Annotated in this window: 17 protein-coding genes and 1 riboswitch; of the genes, 12 read left to right on the top strand and 5 right to left on the bottom strand. The window is 40.7% G+C overall.

Annotated features, from left to right (window positions below; translation table 11 throughout):
* Positions 1–65 precede the first annotated feature (65 nt).
* The 3 genes from DFR63_RS05300 (at position 66) to DFR63_RS05290 (ending at position 1,689) form a co-directional block, all read left to right on the top strand.
* On the top strand, positions 66–857 hold the full coding sequence (locus DFR63_RS05300; RefSeq protein WP_162842289.1) for a class I SAM-dependent methyltransferase: 792 nt from the start codon (positions 66–68) through the stop codon (positions 855–857).
* A gap of 31 nt (positions 858–888) precedes the next feature.
* A riboswitch (guanidine-I (ykkC/yxkD leader) is annotated at positions 889–987 on the top strand.
* Positions 988–1,051: 64 nt separating this feature from the next.
* Positions 1,052–1,375 (top strand): DMT family transporter, encoded by a 324-nt coding sequence (locus DFR63_RS05295; RefSeq protein ID WP_115884901.1) that lies wholly within the window; start codon positions 1,052–1,054, stop codon positions 1,373–1,375.
* Positions 1,372–1,689 carry a DMT family transporter gene (locus DFR63_RS05290; protein ID WP_115884900.1) on the top strand — a complete coding sequence of 106 codons (318 nt, stop codon included), beginning with the start codon at positions 1,372–1,374 and terminating at the stop codon, positions 1,687–1,689. The genes DFR63_RS05295 and DFR63_RS05290 overlap by 4 nt, the downstream gene beginning before the upstream one ends.
* Positions 1,690–1,835: 146 nt before the next feature.
* Here DFR63_RS05290 and DFR63_RS05285 read toward each other — a convergent pair whose 3' ends face one another.
* Both DFR63_RS05285 and DFR63_RS05280 read right to left on the bottom strand, forming a co-directional pair.
* Positions 1,836–2,825 (bottom strand): NAD(P)/FAD-dependent oxidoreductase, encoded by a 990-nt coding sequence (locus DFR63_RS05285; RefSeq protein WP_115884899.1) that lies wholly within the window; start codon positions 2,823–2,825, stop codon positions 1,836–1,838.
* Positions 2,826–2,967: 142 nt separating this feature from the next.
* Entirely contained in the window at positions 2,968–4,188 is a 1,221-nt protein-coding gene (locus DFR63_RS05280; protein ID WP_115885065.1) for an MFS transporter, read from the bottom strand.
* A 41-nt stretch (positions 4,189–4,229) separates the two neighbouring features.
* Between DFR63_RS05280 and DFR63_RS05275 the strand changes: the two genes are divergently transcribed.
* Positions 4,230–5,147 carry a cation diffusion facilitator family transporter gene (locus DFR63_RS05275; protein WP_245954140.1) on the top strand — a complete coding sequence of 306 codons (918 nt, stop codon included), beginning with the start codon at positions 4,230–4,232 and terminating at the stop codon, positions 5,145–5,147.
* 95 nt (positions 5,148–5,242) lie between these two features.
* Complete coding sequence (locus tag DFR63_RS05270; protein WP_115884898.1) at positions 5,243–6,349, top strand: alanine racemase; 1,107 nt, start codon at positions 5,243–5,245, stop codon at positions 6,347–6,349.
* Between the two features lie 53 nt (positions 6,350–6,402).
* Here DFR63_RS05270 and DFR63_RS05265 read toward each other — a convergent pair whose 3' ends face one another.
* From DFR63_RS05265 to DFR63_RS05255, 3 genes are all read right to left on the bottom strand, one after another.
* Complete coding sequence (locus DFR63_RS05265) at positions 6,403–8,031, bottom strand: BCCT family transporter (RefSeq protein ID WP_115884897.1); 1,629 nt, start codon at positions 8,029–8,031, stop codon at positions 6,403–6,405.
* Positions 8,032–8,235: 204 nt separating this feature from the next.
* Positions 8,236–9,507 (bottom strand): amidohydrolase, encoded by a 1,272-nt coding sequence (locus DFR63_RS05260; protein ID WP_115884896.1) that lies wholly within the window; start codon positions 9,505–9,507, stop codon positions 8,236–8,238.
* A gap of 21 nt (positions 9,508–9,528) precedes the next feature.
* Positions 9,529–11,079 carry an AbgT family transporter gene (locus tag DFR63_RS05255; protein ID WP_115884895.1) on the bottom strand — a complete coding sequence of 517 codons (1,551 nt, stop codon included), beginning with the start codon at positions 11,077–11,079 and terminating at the stop codon, positions 9,529–9,531.
* 197 nt (positions 11,080–11,276) lie between these two features.
* Here DFR63_RS05255 and DFR63_RS05250 point away from each other — a divergent pair, with 197 nt between their 5' ends.
* The 7 genes from DFR63_RS05250 (at position 11,277) to DFR63_RS05230 (ending at position 15,795) form a co-directional block, all read left to right on the top strand.
* Positions 11,277–12,149: a DegV family protein gene (locus DFR63_RS05250; RefSeq protein ID WP_115884894.1), complete on the top strand. Its 873-nt coding sequence runs from the start codon at positions 11,277–11,279 to the stop codon at positions 12,147–12,149.
* Between the two features lie 65 nt (positions 12,150–12,214).
* Positions 12,215–12,988, top strand: coding sequence for a DNA alkylation repair protein (locus tag DFR63_RS05245; RefSeq protein ID WP_162842288.1), 774 nt, complete (start codon positions 12,215–12,217; stop codon positions 12,986–12,988).
* Positions 12,989–13,117: 129 nt separating this feature from the next.
* Positions 13,118–13,279 carry a hypothetical protein gene (locus DFR63_RS11760; RefSeq protein ID WP_162842287.1) on the top strand — a complete coding sequence of 54 codons (162 nt, stop codon included), beginning with the start codon at positions 13,118–13,120 and terminating at the stop codon, positions 13,277–13,279.
* A gap of 20 nt (positions 13,280–13,299) precedes the next feature.
* The gene (locus tag DFR63_RS11985) at positions 13,300–13,425 is read left to right on the top strand and encodes a hypothetical protein (protein WP_281271280.1); all 126 of its coding nucleotides are present in this window, start codon (positions 13,300–13,302) and stop codon (positions 13,423–13,425) included.
* Positions 13,426–13,518: 93 nt separating this feature from the next.
* Positions 13,519–13,956 carry a MarR family winged helix-turn-helix transcriptional regulator gene (locus DFR63_RS05240; RefSeq protein WP_115884892.1) on the top strand — a complete coding sequence of 146 codons (438 nt, stop codon included), beginning with the start codon at positions 13,519–13,521 and terminating at the stop codon, positions 13,954–13,956.
* Between the two features lie 102 nt (positions 13,957–14,058).
* The gene (locus tag DFR63_RS05235; RefSeq protein ID WP_162842286.1) at positions 14,059–14,571 is read left to right on the top strand and encodes a GNAT family N-acetyltransferase; all 513 of its coding nucleotides are present in this window, start codon (positions 14,059–14,061) and stop codon (positions 14,569–14,571) included.
* Between the two features lie 24 nt (positions 14,572–14,595).
* The gene (locus tag DFR63_RS05230) at positions 14,596–15,795 is read left to right on the top strand and encodes an MFS transporter (RefSeq protein WP_115884890.1); all 1,200 of its coding nucleotides are present in this window, start codon (positions 14,596–14,598) and stop codon (positions 15,793–15,795) included.
* Positions 15,796–15,817: the final 22 nt, after the last annotated feature.

The raw sequence follows: 15,817 nt of genomic DNA, 5'->3' as shown, positions 1-15,817 counted from the left end.
TATTTAGTTAATAATACCATGGTAAACTATACTGATAAGCATATTATACAGAACGGAGAAAGATGATGATAGTAACAACAGGCGGCCGTTATAATGAACATTCATTACAAAAAGCTAAGGATATCGCTATACGTTACAAGCTGGACTTTGTAATGCGTAAAAAGCGCTCTGTTAAAGAACTTCGGGAGCGTTACAATGACGATGTATTAGTCGTTGGAAGAGATGGTATCAGTATTACACCGCTCACTGGAAACGATTCGGTCAAGTACCATCCGAACTTTTCCATGGTCCGTGCTAAAAGATTATTGAAAAATGAACACGACGCCCTGGTCGAAGCGGCAGAACTTACAGCTGGTATGTCATTTTTAGACTGCACGATGGGACTCGGAGCAGATAGTGTTATCGCGAGTTTAACAGTCGGAAATTCTGGCAGAGTAACGGCACTGGAAGACAGTTTAATACTTTACCTGCTGACTAAAGAAGGACTGTCGTCATATGATACGAATATTGGAGTTATCAGCGATGCAATGAAAAATGTTGAAGTGCTGCATGAAGACCACGAGACATATTTAAAAACCTTGGCAGATAACAGTTTTGATATTGTTTATTTTGATCCGATGTTCGAAGAAAAAATCAGTAATTCTGAGAGCTTAAGAGCAATCTCCGCCGTGACACAGTCCAAAACATTGTCAGAAACTGCGATAAATGAGGCAAAACGTGTGGCAGCCAAAAAAGTTGTTTTGAAAGATCACTTCAGAAGCAGACGATTTGAACAATTCGGTTTCATCCAGCAAATCAGAAAGACGAGTAAAGTGCATTACGGAGTTATCAATACTGAGACTGAAGTTGACTCTTAGAAAATAATAATTTATGATATAAGTAACTGAATAAGAAGTTTTCTAGGGTTCCGTTAAATTATTTAAGTCTGGACCGATAGGAAACGCTGGAATTAATTCCAATACACGGAAGGATAAAAGCCTGGGAGAGTAACGAAAGTTATTCTTCCGGGCTTTTTAATTCTTAAATTTAAGAATTAAAAAGGAGAAAATTTATGTGGTTATTAGTCATTATTGCAGCTATGTTTGAAATCGGCTGGGCAACAGGCTTGAAATATGCTGATACGTGGTTTGAATGGGGGCTGACGGTTATTGCCGTTGTTGTCAGCTTTGGACTGCTCGTATACGTATCGACGAAAATGCCGGCAAGCACAGTATACGCGGTCTTTGTCGGTATTGGAGCGGTCGGGACAGTACTGCTGGATATTATTGTTTTCGGCGGAGTATTCAATATTGTCATTATTATTTTTGTGACACTGCTTGTATTTGGAGTTATCGGTCTGAAAACAGTGACAGATTATGAGGAGGATGTTAAATGAGCTGGTTGATATTAATATTGGCAGGATTCATGGAAGTAGCGGGTGTAACAGGTATGTCTTTAATCGGCCAGGGTAAAAAACTAAAAGGCTGGCTGATGCTGCTCATCGGATTTCCGATCAGTCTTGGCCTGCTTGGATTTGCTATGGAAACTATTCCTTTAGGTGTTGCTTATGCTGTATGGACAGGAATTGGAACAGTAGGAAGTGCATTAATCGGAATTATCTTTTATAAAGAATCTGCGAGTTATAAACGTGTTATGTACCTGTCGTTTATCATCATCGCAGTAATTGGTTTAAGACTTGTGACAGGATAAACAACTCTAGTTTCACATGAAACATCAGAAGCAAATACAAAAATTCCGTATGCATTAAATCTGTGACCTGATGTCACTTAAGTTTACAGATGAAATAAAAAATCTGTAGACTTAGGAGGTACCAGGTCACTGCATACGGAATTTTTTTAGTCTTGTTTAAAGACGCTTGTACTGTGTTTAGGCTGTAAGCGTGATTTTGGATCATAAAAAGATTTAGCGTATGAAATTGCTACCGGTGCTTCACCGAAGCCTGTCGCAATCAGTTTAACTTTACCTTCAAATGTCGTTATATCACCTGCAGCAAATATGCCGGGTATGTTTGTTTCCATATGAGCATTAACTTTAATGGAGTTTTTCTCAAGCTCAAGCCCCCACTCTTTTAATGGCCCGAGTGACGAAATATTACCGAAGTTAACAATCAGCTGGTCTGCTTTAATGACTTCTTCAGTACCGTCTTTTGCAGTCAGTACCAGCTCATCAATCTGTCCATTTTCACCTTTTATTTCAGTGACATTCAATGATGTCTTAACTTCCACAGGTGAATCCATTACCTGCTGAACACTCGTTTCATGTGCCGTAAAGCGGTTGCGACGGTGTACCAGTGTTACTGATTTAGCAAGTTCCTGCAGCATCAGTGCCCAGTCGAGAGCAGAGTCTCCCCCTCCGAGTACGACAACATCCTGGTCTCTGAATTTCTCAAGATCTCTAACGGCATACTGCAGTGAAGTTCCTTCGAAATCAGCTTCGTTTTCAAGGCCGATTTTACGCGGCTGGAAAGCTCCGACGCCTGCTGTAATTAAGATAGTTCTTGTAAGGTATTCACCTTGATCAGTTTTCAAAACAAAGTGATCATCTTTGCGCTCGTATGACTGAACTGTTTCTCCAAGGTGAAGGTCAGGTTCTGCATACTGCGCCTGTGTCACGAGATTGGAAACTAAATCTTTAGCAAGGATTTTAGGGAACCCGCCGACGTCATAAATATATTTATCCGGATATAATTCCGTTAATTGACCGCCTAGTTCAGGCAGACTGTCTATCAGTCTGACAGACATCTGTCTCATGCCCGCATAAAAAGTAGAAAATAAACCGGTAGGTCCGCCGCCGATTATGGTTACATCTACAATTTCGTCTTTCATGAATATAACCCTCCAGTAATATACGAAAAATTTTTTTATATTTTCTTTCCATTAAACATTATTGCATAAGGAGGACTGAAAATAAAAGTGTTTGGCATGCTGTAATGCCGATGTAACGCGTAATTCAGACTTTCGAATGACATTATGCTTTACGCGGATCGCGCCAGAAAAATACTGTGATAAAGAATCCGATGACGAGAACACATGCACTGAAGTAGTACGGGAAATCCAAATTTATATCGAATAAGACACCGGCAATAACAGGACCGATAACATTCGCAAGCGATGTGAAAAAAGAGTTCATGCCGCCTGCAAATCCCTGGTTATTACCAGCTATATGTGACAGGAAGGTCGTAACGGCCGGACGTATCAAATCAAAACCTATAAAGATGATAAAGGCGACGGCCATGACAGCCCAGTACGATTCTAAAAATGTAATTGCAAAAACAAGTATTGCTGTATATATAATCGATACCCTTATAATATTCAGCTCGCCGTAGCGGCGCGTGAACGGTTCGAATAAAACTATTTGTGCAAAGGCTCCAATCATGGCGCCGCCTGTAATTGCGATTGCAATATCAGTCGGTGTAAATCCGAGTTTACGGTCGAAATACAGACTGAAGAAAGATTCAAAAGCTGCGAGTCCAAATGATGATATAAAAATAACGAGGAAGGCAATAAAAAATATCGGTGTAAATAGACGTTTGAAATTACTTGTTGTAACTTCAGTTTTATCAGCTGCAACTTCTGTTATTTTTTTAGGTTCAGAGAGCATGAATATGGCTCCGAATGCTGCCAGTAAACCAAGTGATGCTGCGACGAAAAAAGGCAATCTGGTACCTATTTCAGCCAGCACTCCGCCGATTCCGGGTCCGATAATAAAACCGAAATTTATAGCTGCTGTCATATAACCAAGAGAACGGGCTCTGTTTTTATCAGTTGTTAAATCGACGATAAAAGCAGTTACAGCAGGCATAATACATGCACCGGCCAAACCGCCGAGCATTCGCGAAACAAATAGCACTTCAATCGATTGTCCAATACCGAATAAAAGCTCGGAAAATGCAAAGATAAAAAGCCCGAGAACGATAATAATTTTACGTCCGAACTTATCTGCGGCACGACCTGTAAATGGAGAGAAGATTAATTGCGTAAAAGCAAAAGAGGCGGTTAAATAACCGACACCTGCACCGCTGATATTCAGTTCATTCATAATTGACGGGAGAACCGGGATGACAAGACTTATTCCTAGGAAAATCAGGAAAATACTGCTATATAATAAATAGAGTTGATATTTTTTCTTCATAAAATTGCACCTTCTTACATTTTTGGATATGTTAAAATATATACTACACTTGAAAATAGGGAAATAATAGTAAAAATTGATAAATTGAGGTGGGAACTTTGGCGGAACATAATCACAATCATCATCACGATCATACACATGGGGCGAATAAAAAAGCGCTAACCATAAGTTTAATATTAATCACATCATTTATGATAGTTGAGGTTATTGGAGGAGTGCTGACAAATAGTCTTGCACTGCTGTCAGATGCAGGTCATATGCTGAGCGATGCGATTTCCCTTGCGGTGGCTCTTGCCGCATTTAAGATGGGCGAAAAAAGCGCGGACGCAGCAAAGACATTCGGTTACCGCAGATTTGAAATACTGGCAGCGGTATTTAATGGTGTCACACTGATTATAATTGCTGTGTTCATTACAACAGAAGCTGTCGGCCGCTTTGTAAATCCGCCGGAAGTTGCGTCGGCTGGGATGCTCATAATCGCTTCAATCGGTCTGATTATTAATATTATCGTTGCTAAAATTTTAATGTCCGGGGATACTCATGATAATTTGAATATGAAAGGCGCACTGCTGCATGTACTCGGCGACCTGCTCGGTTCTGTAGCAGCGATAATAGCTGCTTTGTCCATTATGATTTTCGGCTGGGGCTTCATGGATCCGCTCGCAAGTGTTATCGTCGCAGTTTTAATTGCAGTCAGCGGCTTCAGAATACTGCGCCAGTCAGTTAATGTGCTGATGGAAGGTGTGCCGGAAGGCATCGATGTAGATACTATAATTAATAAAATTAACAGTATCGAAGGCGTTGAGGATGCGCACCATCTTCATATTTGGAGTATAACGAGCGGAGTTAATGCCATGAGTGTCCACGCAGTGGTCAACGGCACTCTTAATGTTCATGAAACACAAAAAATTGTCCAGCACATTGAAAATCAGATGAAACATGAAAATATCGGACATGTGACTGTACAGGTAGAGTGCAAGCATCACAGCCACGAAGATGAGCTGCTATGCAACTGATTATTTAATTTCTTAATCAGCTGTATACGGTATATCTTTGCTATTATAGGTTTAAGACAGCATTTAAATAATCATAAGGATAAGGGGCTTGAATTATGAATTACCAAGACATAGATACGCCTGCATTATTAATTGATGAAACTGTGCTTAATAGAAACCTGGAATACATGAGTGCTTACGCGAAAAACAAAAACGTAAAATTACGACCGCATACGAAAACACATAAAATGCCATATTTAGCAATGAAGCAAAGAGATCACGGGGCAACAGGCATTACCGTTGCCAAAGTGGGGGAAGCGGAAATCATGGCTGTATACGGACTCAAGGATATTTTTATCGCCAATCAGATTGTCGGCAAACAGAAACTGGAAAGAATTAAAAAATTGGCTGAACAGATAAATATTTGTTTCGGTGTGGACAGCATTCACCATATCGAAGAAATTGACGAAGTATTTGAAGGTGCCGATAAAAAAGCCCAGGTGCTGATTGAAATTGAAGTCGGCGAGGAGCGTTCCGGTATCATTGAGGAAATCGACTACAAATTACTGTTAAATAGTATACGAGCATCTAAAAATGTGGAACTGAAAGGAATATTCTCCCATGATGGTCATACGTATAAGGCTGTCGACAAAGATGACTGTTATGACTTATTTATGACGGCAACAACCCGTACACTGCATTTTGCAAATATCGCGAGAGATATGGATTTTGATATTGAAACAGTCAGCATCGGTTCAACTCCGCCATTTATGTTCGGTTTCGACATACCTGAGGGAGTGACTGAAATCAGACCGGGAACGTATATCCTGATGGATGGTTCACAATCTAATGCGATTAACTCTTATGATCATTCAGCAGCGAGCGTTTTGACTACTGTAATCAGTAAGCCGACAGATGAACGTGTTATTACAGATGTCGGTGCTAAGGGATTGACAGCGCAGTCGCGCAGCAAAGGGCTGACCGCGACAGAAGGGTTTGGTAAGATTAAAGAATATGATGGAGTTTATGTTTACGGTGTATTTGATGAGCATGCAATTATTTACAACCGTGCATTTAATCAAAGTGTAAATATCGGCGATAAAGTGCGAATTATTCCGAACCATATATGTCCTGTTTCGAATTTATATCATAAAGCTTATCTCATCAATAATGATGAAGTAGTTAAAGAAATAGATATTGCAGCTCAGGGAAAACTTCAATAAAACAAAAGCGTTCCAGTGATTTAATTCACCGGAACGCTTTTGTCATTTTATTTCTATACACCTCTAGGCTTATCTTCGTCAGCATAAGCTTCAAGTTCCTCCTGATATTCTTCAAGAGAGCTTTCTTTATAGTTTTTCATACGCTCTTTATTTGGAGTGATGGATAATCCTAGGTACTTACGCTCATTGTTCGCGTCTTTATAAAAGGCAACCATCATCGCAATAACGACAAAGCTGAAAGGCAGAGCTGCAATAATTGCTGCAGATTGCAGGGCGTTTAATCCTGTTTCTCCGCCTGCAGCTAATAATGTGAAAGCTATGGCGGAAAGAGCGACTCCCCATGTAAGCTTAGTTTTTCCTGAAGGTGTTAAATCACCGTGCGATGTTTGCATGCCGAGAACGAATGTGGCAGAGTCTGCCGATGTGATAAAGAATGATGACACTAATAAGATGGCAAGCATCGATAAGATTGTGCCCATCGGTAATTCATCAAATATAGCAAATAATTGAACTTCGGCCGCCATATTGAAGATTTCATTATTTGCAAGACCTGTTGAAATGCCCGTGATACCGAATACACTGAACCAGATAATAGCAATAACAGTCGGTACCAGAAGTACCGCGATAATGAATTCTCTGATTGTACGGCCTTTGGAAACACGTGCGATGAAGATACCGACAAATGGACTCCAGCTCATCCACCAGCCCCAGTAGTAAATTGTCCATGAACTCAGCCACTCAGTTTTTTGAGCATTCAGAGGGGCAACATCAAAGCTGTTATATAATAAGGAGCTTAAATAGCCGCCTGTGCCTGTCGTCATTACATTTAAGATAAGCATTGTCGGTCCGACAACAAGAATAATGACAAACAATAAACCGGCAAGAATCATATTCAGATTACTTAAATATTGAATACCTTTACTGAGTCCGCTCCAGGAACTGATTAAGAACAGAACTGTGACCACGGTTATAATGATACCCTGTGTCAAAAGACTTACAGGTATGTTGAATAAGTAATTTAGTCCACCGTTAACCTGCATTGCACCGATACCGAGAGATACCGCAACACCTATAACAGTTGCAAAAACAGCGAGGACATCAACAACAACTCCGAGCCAGCCGTCAACAAGATCGCCGAATAAAGGGCGGAGTGTTTTTGAAAGTAAACCAACTTCTCCTTTTCTGAAACTAGAGTATGAAAGGGCTAAAGCGACAATCCCGTATATAGCCCATGCATGAATACCATAGTGAAGGAAGGTTGAGCGCATAGATTCAGCCAAGGCTTCTGTTGTCCCGGGATCTGCGGTTGGTGGTGACATAAAGTGAGCCATTGGCTCTCCGGCACCATAGAATACCAAACCGATTCCCATGCCGGCACTGAACAGCATAGTAATCCAGGAAAGGGTATTGAACTCCGGAGTATCATCCGGCTGTCCTAATTTAAGTTTTCCAATAGGGCTGAAAACGAGAAATACAGAGAAGAATACGATTACTGTGACGAGTATCATGTAATACCAGCCGAAGTAAGTTGTAACCCATCCTGAAATGGAACCTGAAATTTCACCAAATCTATCGGGGAATATTGCCCCTATAATTACAAGAAATCCTACAATAATTGCTGCAAACACGAAAACATATGATATTTTTTTTGACTTCTCAGATGATGACGAATGATTTGTCATTACTTCACTCCTTTTGAGGATTTTTTACACAACGTCTAAATAATAACAATCTACACCGGGCAGTTCAACTGCATATAGAAATAAAAACGAAGAATCGCTAAAAGTACAATAAGAATTACTTATTGCGATACTTTATACATAACCAATTGAAGCTTTCATAAACAAAAAGAGACAAATCCGTAAAGATTTTGTCTCTGTAATGTCTTACTGTTTTTCACTTATTAGTTTGGCTGTTTCAAATAAGGTTTGGACCGCGCTCAGCATGCTGTCTTCGTTCACATCAAACTTCTCATTATGATGTCCCGCCGCAAGATCTGTTCCAAATATGCAGTAAGAAGCCTGTCCGCCGCGTTCCTGTACGCGATTAATGAAAAACGTTGCGTCTTCACTGCCACTCGGTTTATTTTCTTCAAGTTTTGTGACCAGTTTCACACTATCTGCTGCATCCACCAGCACTTGTGCGAGTTCTGTCGAACCGGCAGCACTCCTACCCTCCCCGACAGTTTCTATATGATAATCTACCTGAAACATTTGAGCAGCACCCTGGATTACAGAATGTGCATACTCTTTCATATATTCATTTAATTCGCTTGTTGTACCTCTCGTCTCAATTTTAAGACTGGCACTGTCTGCAATGACATTGCGTCCGCTTCCGGCATGCAGTTCACCAACATTAATACGTGTAGCACCTCCCGAGTGGCGGGGAATAGCGTTTAAGTTAATAACGGCATTGGCAGCAGCGAGCATAGCATTTTTGCCTTCTTCAGGCTGTCCGCCTGCATGAGAGGACACGCCTTTAAAGGATACATCAATTTTAGTAGTGGCAAGAAAACCGTTATTTGATCCTAAGAAATGATTGAACGGAACCCCGGTACCTATATGCGAAGCGATAAAGTAATCAGTATTATTGACAACCCCCGCTTCAACCATTGAGCGTGCGCCTCGGGTGCCTTCTTCAGCCGGCTGGAAGATAAGTTTTATCCTGCCTTTTAAATCATCTTTATTGTCCATTAAAAGTGTTGCGAGCCCGAGTCCGATGGAAGTGTGAACATCGTGGCCGCAGGCATGCATTTCATTATTTATTGAACGGAAATCTTCCTGAAGAGGAAAATGACTGCTGTCTTCCGATTCGTAAATCGGAAGGGCATCCATATCGAAACGAAACGCAATCTCCGGACCTGGAACTCCTGTATCCAGTGTTGCGACAATACCTGTATAGCCTTCTGATACCTGATCCAGGTATTTTGAAACAGCACCGTTTTCTTTTGCCCATTCATAATGTCTGAATGTCTCTTCCTGACCAGGTTTACCCATTGTAAAGCCAGGATGCATTACTTCCCGTCCAATTTTCAAATCGTATCCGAGGCTCTCTAAAGTATCTGCGACGATTGTAGATGTACGCATTTCAAGAAAGCCGAGCTCAGGATGCCGATGGAAGTCCCTCCGCCAATTTATAAGCTTTGTGTGTAATGACACTGTGAATCATCTCCTGGTTAATTATTGTACTCTGTCTTCCAAGAACGTAGAAACACCCGGTCCAAGCGGTAAGCCTGTGAAGTAGAACACTACGAGCAGGATAATCCATGCAAGCAGGAATACTAATGAATACGGCAGCATGAGTGACATATAAGTTCCGATACTTGCATTTTTATCATAACGCTTTATAAACGCTAAAATAATAACCATATAAGGGAACAGCGGTGTAATAATATTTACCGATGAATCTGCAATACGGTAAGCTGCCTGTGTAAAGGCTGGGTCGTATCCGAGCTGCATAAACATTGGAACAAATATAGGTGCTTCAATTGCCCATTTAGCAGAACCTGATGTAATCAGGAAGTTCATAAGTGCGGTAAAAATAACGTAGCCGATAATTAATCCGATTCCTGTAAATTCTACGCTTTCAAGGAACTCAGCCCCATTCACTGCGAGCCAAGTACCAAGGTTGCTCCAGTTAAAGTAAGCGATAAATTGAGCAATCGCAAATACGAGAACAATATAACCTGCCATATCTTTAATGGACTCAGTCATATAATATGTTGCGTCTTTTGTCGATTTAATCTTGCCGGTAGTGATACCGAACGCAATTCCGATTAAAATAAAGAAGATGAGTATAATCGGTACAATACCGTCGATGAATGGTGACGGTATAATACCGCCTTCTTCATTGGTCAGTGGACTATTCGGGAGGAGAATAACTGCGATAATAACAGCCCAGTAAACAACACCTGTTACTATTGCAGCTATCAAACCCTTTTTAGCGTTTGGCAGTTCCTCTGAATCTTCTTCCTCAATACCTTCGCCCTTATATTCTCCGAGACGCGGCTCGACAAAACGCGATGTCAAGAGACCCCCGATAATTGTGAGCATAAATACAGAAATGATATTAAAGTACCAGTTATCAACCGGTGTAATTACGATTGTGTCATCAATTAAACGAGCTGCTTCTGTCGAAATGCCGGATAAAAGTACATCTGTCCCTGCAATGAATAAGTTTGCGGTAAAACCAGCGCCCGCACCGGCGAAACCTGCAGCAAGCCCTGCAAGTGGATGTCTGCCGAGTTTATAGAAAACCAGCGCCCCGAGCGGAGGAATAATAACCGCAGCAGCATCTGATGCTAGGTTCCCCATAATACCGACGAACACCACTGTATATGTAACTAAAAACGGCGGTGATTTTAAAATTGTTTTACGGATAGCATAATCGAGCAGGCCGACTTTCTCAGCCAGTCCGATACCGAGCATCATAGACAATACAAGCCCGAGTGGTGCAAATCCTGTAAAGTTGTCGAGCATAGAAGTCAGTATGAATTGCAGGCCTTCACCGGAAATTAGACTGTTGATAGGTAATTCTTCTCCGTTCCCCGGATGTATTACCGAGGCGTCAAACAAGCTGAATGCCCAAGATATTACTATAATTAAAAACGCCAGTCCGATAAATAGTGCGAATGGATCTGGCAGCTTATTGCCGACGCGTTCAACGACGTCTAGGAATTTTTGAAAAACTCCTTTTTTCTCTGTTTTGTCTGTCAATGAAAACCCTCCCATAATATATTACTTTGTTTTCCCCGATATAATTAAATTTAGTTATAAGCAGGATATAAAGAGCTTACATAAATTTCTGTTAATTGTCCATGCAATTTTTCTTCAGACAACAACGTAAATGATTTTAATATACTTATAGTTTCATTTTTATTATACTTATAAATATAGACGAACAAACGGCAAATAGTAGGAGGCAGGACATGAAAATTGCGTATATCGTTGATAGTACTGCGAGTTTATCAGATGAGCTAGCAAACCGTTCAGATGTATTTCAAGTACACTTATCTGTAACATTCAAAGACGGAACGATTTTTAAAGATACTACGGATGAAACGGCGCTCAAATCATTTTACCAGCGTCTGGCAACGGAAAAAGAAATTCCAAAATCATCTCAGCCTCAGGTCGGTGAATATTATGAAGTTGTCGACCAGATAATTTCAAAAGGTTACGATACTATCATTGCTATTCATATCGGCAAAGGCCTCAGCGGAACTTATCAGAGTGCACAGATGGTTTTAAATGAGTATAAAGAAGAAGGTAAAATTAATTATTATCTTATAGATTCCAATGGTACTTCTTATATTATAGAACATCTTCTCGAACAGACAATCGAACAGATCGAGAAAGGAACCGCCGTGGAAGAGGCTGTCGGAAAAATTGAAAACCTGGTTAAAGACAGCCAGATATATTTAGTTGTGGATGATTTGAATTACCTTGTCAGAGGCGGCAGACTTGGAGCGGGGAGCGCCTTTATAGGCAGTCTCTTTAAAATTAAACCGATTGTATATTTTGCTGAAGACGGCATAGTGAAACCATTTGACAAAGTGCGGACGAACAGTCGTGTTATTAAATTGTGGGAATCAATTATTGAAGAAGCAATGGACAAGTTTAACGGCAAGTTTAAAATTGCGATTGCTCACGGAGATATTGCAGAAGAAGCTCAGCAGATTAAAAAAAGATTTGAAAATATGTATCCGGGCATCAGCTGCCGGGTCGGTTATTTAACACCTGCACTTGGTGTGCATGGAGGTATTGGCAGCAAAGGGCTCGGTATCCTGCCGTATTTAAACTAAAATGAATTACCAGAGTTCCTATGAAAATAGGAACTTTTTTTAATACTTATAAAGAGGTGGAAGCGATGAACCGACGAAAACTGATGAAAGATTATTTTGATGAAGATCTTGCGAAACATTATGCCGAGGATATCGGCCGCGTCTATCCGGATTTTGACAGTGACAGTTTTATTAAAGAAACAGTAATGGAAATTGAAGGCGGACGCATGTCTGAAAGAATTGAAGTATTCTCAAAACAGCTTAAGTATTATCTTCCGGATGATTATATCGAAGCAACAGAGATTATTATAGGAGTACTCGGTCTCGAAAATGATAAATTTTACTTTCCGTTTGAAGAAATGTATTACTACAGGGCATTGTCAAAGTTTATTGAAACATACGGACTCGATTATTTTGACCAGTCAATGAAAGCGATAGAGGAAATTACGAAACGCGATACAGCAGAATTTGCCATCCGTCCTTTTATAAGAAAAGATTACGATAAAGTTGAAGTAGTATTCAAAGTTTGGGGAGAAAGTGAGAACGCTCATTTAAGAAGGCTGGTGACAGAAGGTACAAGGCCCCGTCTGCCGTGGGCAAAAAAACTTCCTTTTTTAAGAGATGATATACAGGAAAACTTCAGACTGCTGCAGCCATTTCTGAATGATCCGTCGAGATACGTTGAAAAATCGGTGGCGAATCATCTAAATGATATATCTAAATACCATCCTGAAGAAGTGATAGATTTTCTTAAAGAAAATATTAGTGAAACATCTCCTTTCATTGTAAGAAGAGCCCTCCGAACGCTGAAGAAGCTTGAGCAGGACGAAGCGCTTGACCTCCTGCAGCAGTTAAAATGAAGATTCTTTCTTTTTAATCATCCTTTAACTATTGTTTAACTCTCCCTTAGCCGAGGGCGGATATTCTGTAAGTAACAAATGAAACATACCGCACAAATGCAGCGGAAAAAATTTTGGAGGATGATTGACATGAAATTGAATAAGAATCTTTTAGCTGGCGGCGTACTGGCATCAGTCTTTGTTTTAGGAGCATGCGGTGCAAATACAACGGCAAGTGCCGATGATATGGAATGGGAAACTGAAGAAAGTAACGGCTCAGTCACAGTCAGAGACAACGCTGAAAAGAATTAGGTACAACAGCCTAGGAAGCGGTGGACAAAGCACTTAAAGAATTCGAGGGGACAGTTACAGATGTTGAATACGATGAAGATGAGGGCGCCTTGATTACAGTAAATGTTTTCAAGGGTATCGTTGATAAATTATATGGCTCGAAATAGATGATGATTATTTTGAAGACTAGTACATTCGTTGACAGAGATGTTGATAAGTTATATAATTTGATGGATTTGAAGCCCCTGAGGAGTAATATCATGACGAGAATGGAAGAAAGTTTAAAAGCATTTGTCGGTATTAAAAGAACAAATGATATTTTGGAGAAGCTGGTAAAGAATGATGCACAGCAGTACGGACTGAATATCAGCGAGTTTGCAGTCCTGGAACTTTTATATAATAAAGGTCCCCAGCCGATTAACCGCATTCAGGAACGGATATTGATTGCAAATTCAAGTACGACTTATATACTGGATAAGCTGCAGCAAAAAGGCTATATAATCCGGAAACGTGATGAGAATGACAGACGCAGTATGAAAGCGGCATTGACTGAAGAAGGAGAAAGCCTGATTGCACGGATTTTCCCTGCACACAGCGAACTTCTTGCAGGTTTGTTTACTGCCTTAAGTGACGAAGAGCTGAGTGCTTTCAGAGAGATGCTGAAAAAAATCAGTGCCAGTGCGCACAGCAGTAATTAAAAATACGGGGTTATTCGAGCGGTACACAAACGTGTACCGCTTTTTTTATATTCCAAACTGTTCTATAGTAATAATAATATTAAAATGAAGGAATGTGTGATTATGCTGGAACAACTAGAGAAAGATGAGTTTGAACAATTATATACATTGATGACGGATTCATTTCCGCCGTCGGAAATAAGAAATTTTAAAAGACAGCAGATGCTGCTGGATAAGCCGGATTATAACGTTTATATATTGCGCGAAAATGGCGAAATACTGGCGTTCTTTGCAGAATGGACCAATGCAAAATACCGCTTCTTAGAACACCTCGCAGTGAATGAAAAACATCGTTCGCGAGGTCTCGGTTCAAAAACGCTTCAGGCATATACCGATATGAGCAGTAAACCTGTTGTCCTCGAAGTGGAACCGCCTGAAGATGAAATACAGAGACGACGCGTAAAATTTTATGAGAGAAATGGTTTTCATTTATCCTCTTACAGTTATATTCAGCCTGTAATTAATGTAGGCTACGATACTGTCCCGCTCGTCATGATGACATATCCGGAGCCGCTCGATAACAGTACGCTTGAAGAAATTAAAGACTGGCTCGATCAGACTGTTTACAAATCGTAATTAAAAGTTTAACGGGGGATGGAAATGGATTTTATAGAACGGGGAACTAAAAGTTATAAACAGACAGCACTCGCTTTTTTCGCCGCAGGCTTTAATACATTTGCGATACTCTATGTAGTACAGCCGATTCTGCCTGATTTAACTGCTTACTATGGTGTCACTCCGACAGCTGCAAGTTTCTCGCTTTCCGTAACAACATTTACTCTCGCAGTCAGCATGCTGACTTTCGGTTCTATTTCAGAAGCAGTAGGACGTAAAAATATTATGATAGCATCAATGCTGGCTGCTTCGGTCCTATGCATACTTACTGCCTTCAGTCCGACATTCAGCTCATTAATTGTTATGCGGGCAGTGCAGGGGGTGGCGCTTGCCGGCCTGCCTTCTATTGCGATGGCCTATCTTGGAGAAGAAATTCATCCCCGGAGCCTCCCGGGCGCGATGGGATTATACATAAGCGGAAATGCTCTTGGTGCAGTATTTGGCCGTGTTTTTTCAGGTGTAACAGCAGGATTATGGGGATGGCAGTATGGTCTGATTGGCGTCGGTGCAGTCGGTCTGTTTGCAGCATTTATTTTCTGGTATGCATTGTCTCCTTCCAAGCATTTCGTGAAGAGAGATTTCAATGTTAAAGAACTTCTTAAATCACTGACCGGCCACATTAGAAACCCGCTGCTGCTTATTTTATTTATAATGGGTTTTCTGCTTCTCGGAACAAATGTTTCTCTTTATAACTATGTTTCATTCGTGCTGATAGAAGATTATAATATCAGCCAGACCCTGGTCAGCTGGATTTATCTGATTTTTCTCGCGGGTGTTTTAAGTTCGATGTTTTCAGGAAATCTTGTTTACAGGTTTGGTAAAGTAGTTATGCTTTATGCGGGGATTATTGTTGCGATTACAGGGCTTGTTACAGTGCTCCTGCCATCTGTATGGATGATTATTGCCGGACTGATATTGTTTACGTTCGGATTCTTTATCGCACATTCGCTCACGAGCGGCTGGGTCGGGAATATTGCACACAGCAATAAAGCCCAGGCATCATCACTCTACCTGTTTTTTTATTATACTGGTTCTAGTGTAGGGGGGACCCTTGCGGGGGTATTCTGGATGCAGGGTGGCTGGCTTGGGGTTTCAATGATGAACATTGGATTTTTAACGTTATGTCTGATTTTGTTCATGCTGTTTTTGTATTTGCTGAAACGGAGAATATGGCATTTCAAATAAAAAAACGCCCTTATGGGCGTTT

Source organism: Jeotgalicoccus halotolerans (genome assembly GCF_003387165.1).
GTDB classification, from domain to species: Bacteria; Bacillota; Bacilli; order Staphylococcales; family Salinicoccaceae; genus Jeotgalicoccus; species Jeotgalicoccus halotolerans.
The sequence above is the reverse complement of the archived record's forward strand: the minus strand, read 5'-3'. Positions and strand labels throughout refer to the sequence as shown.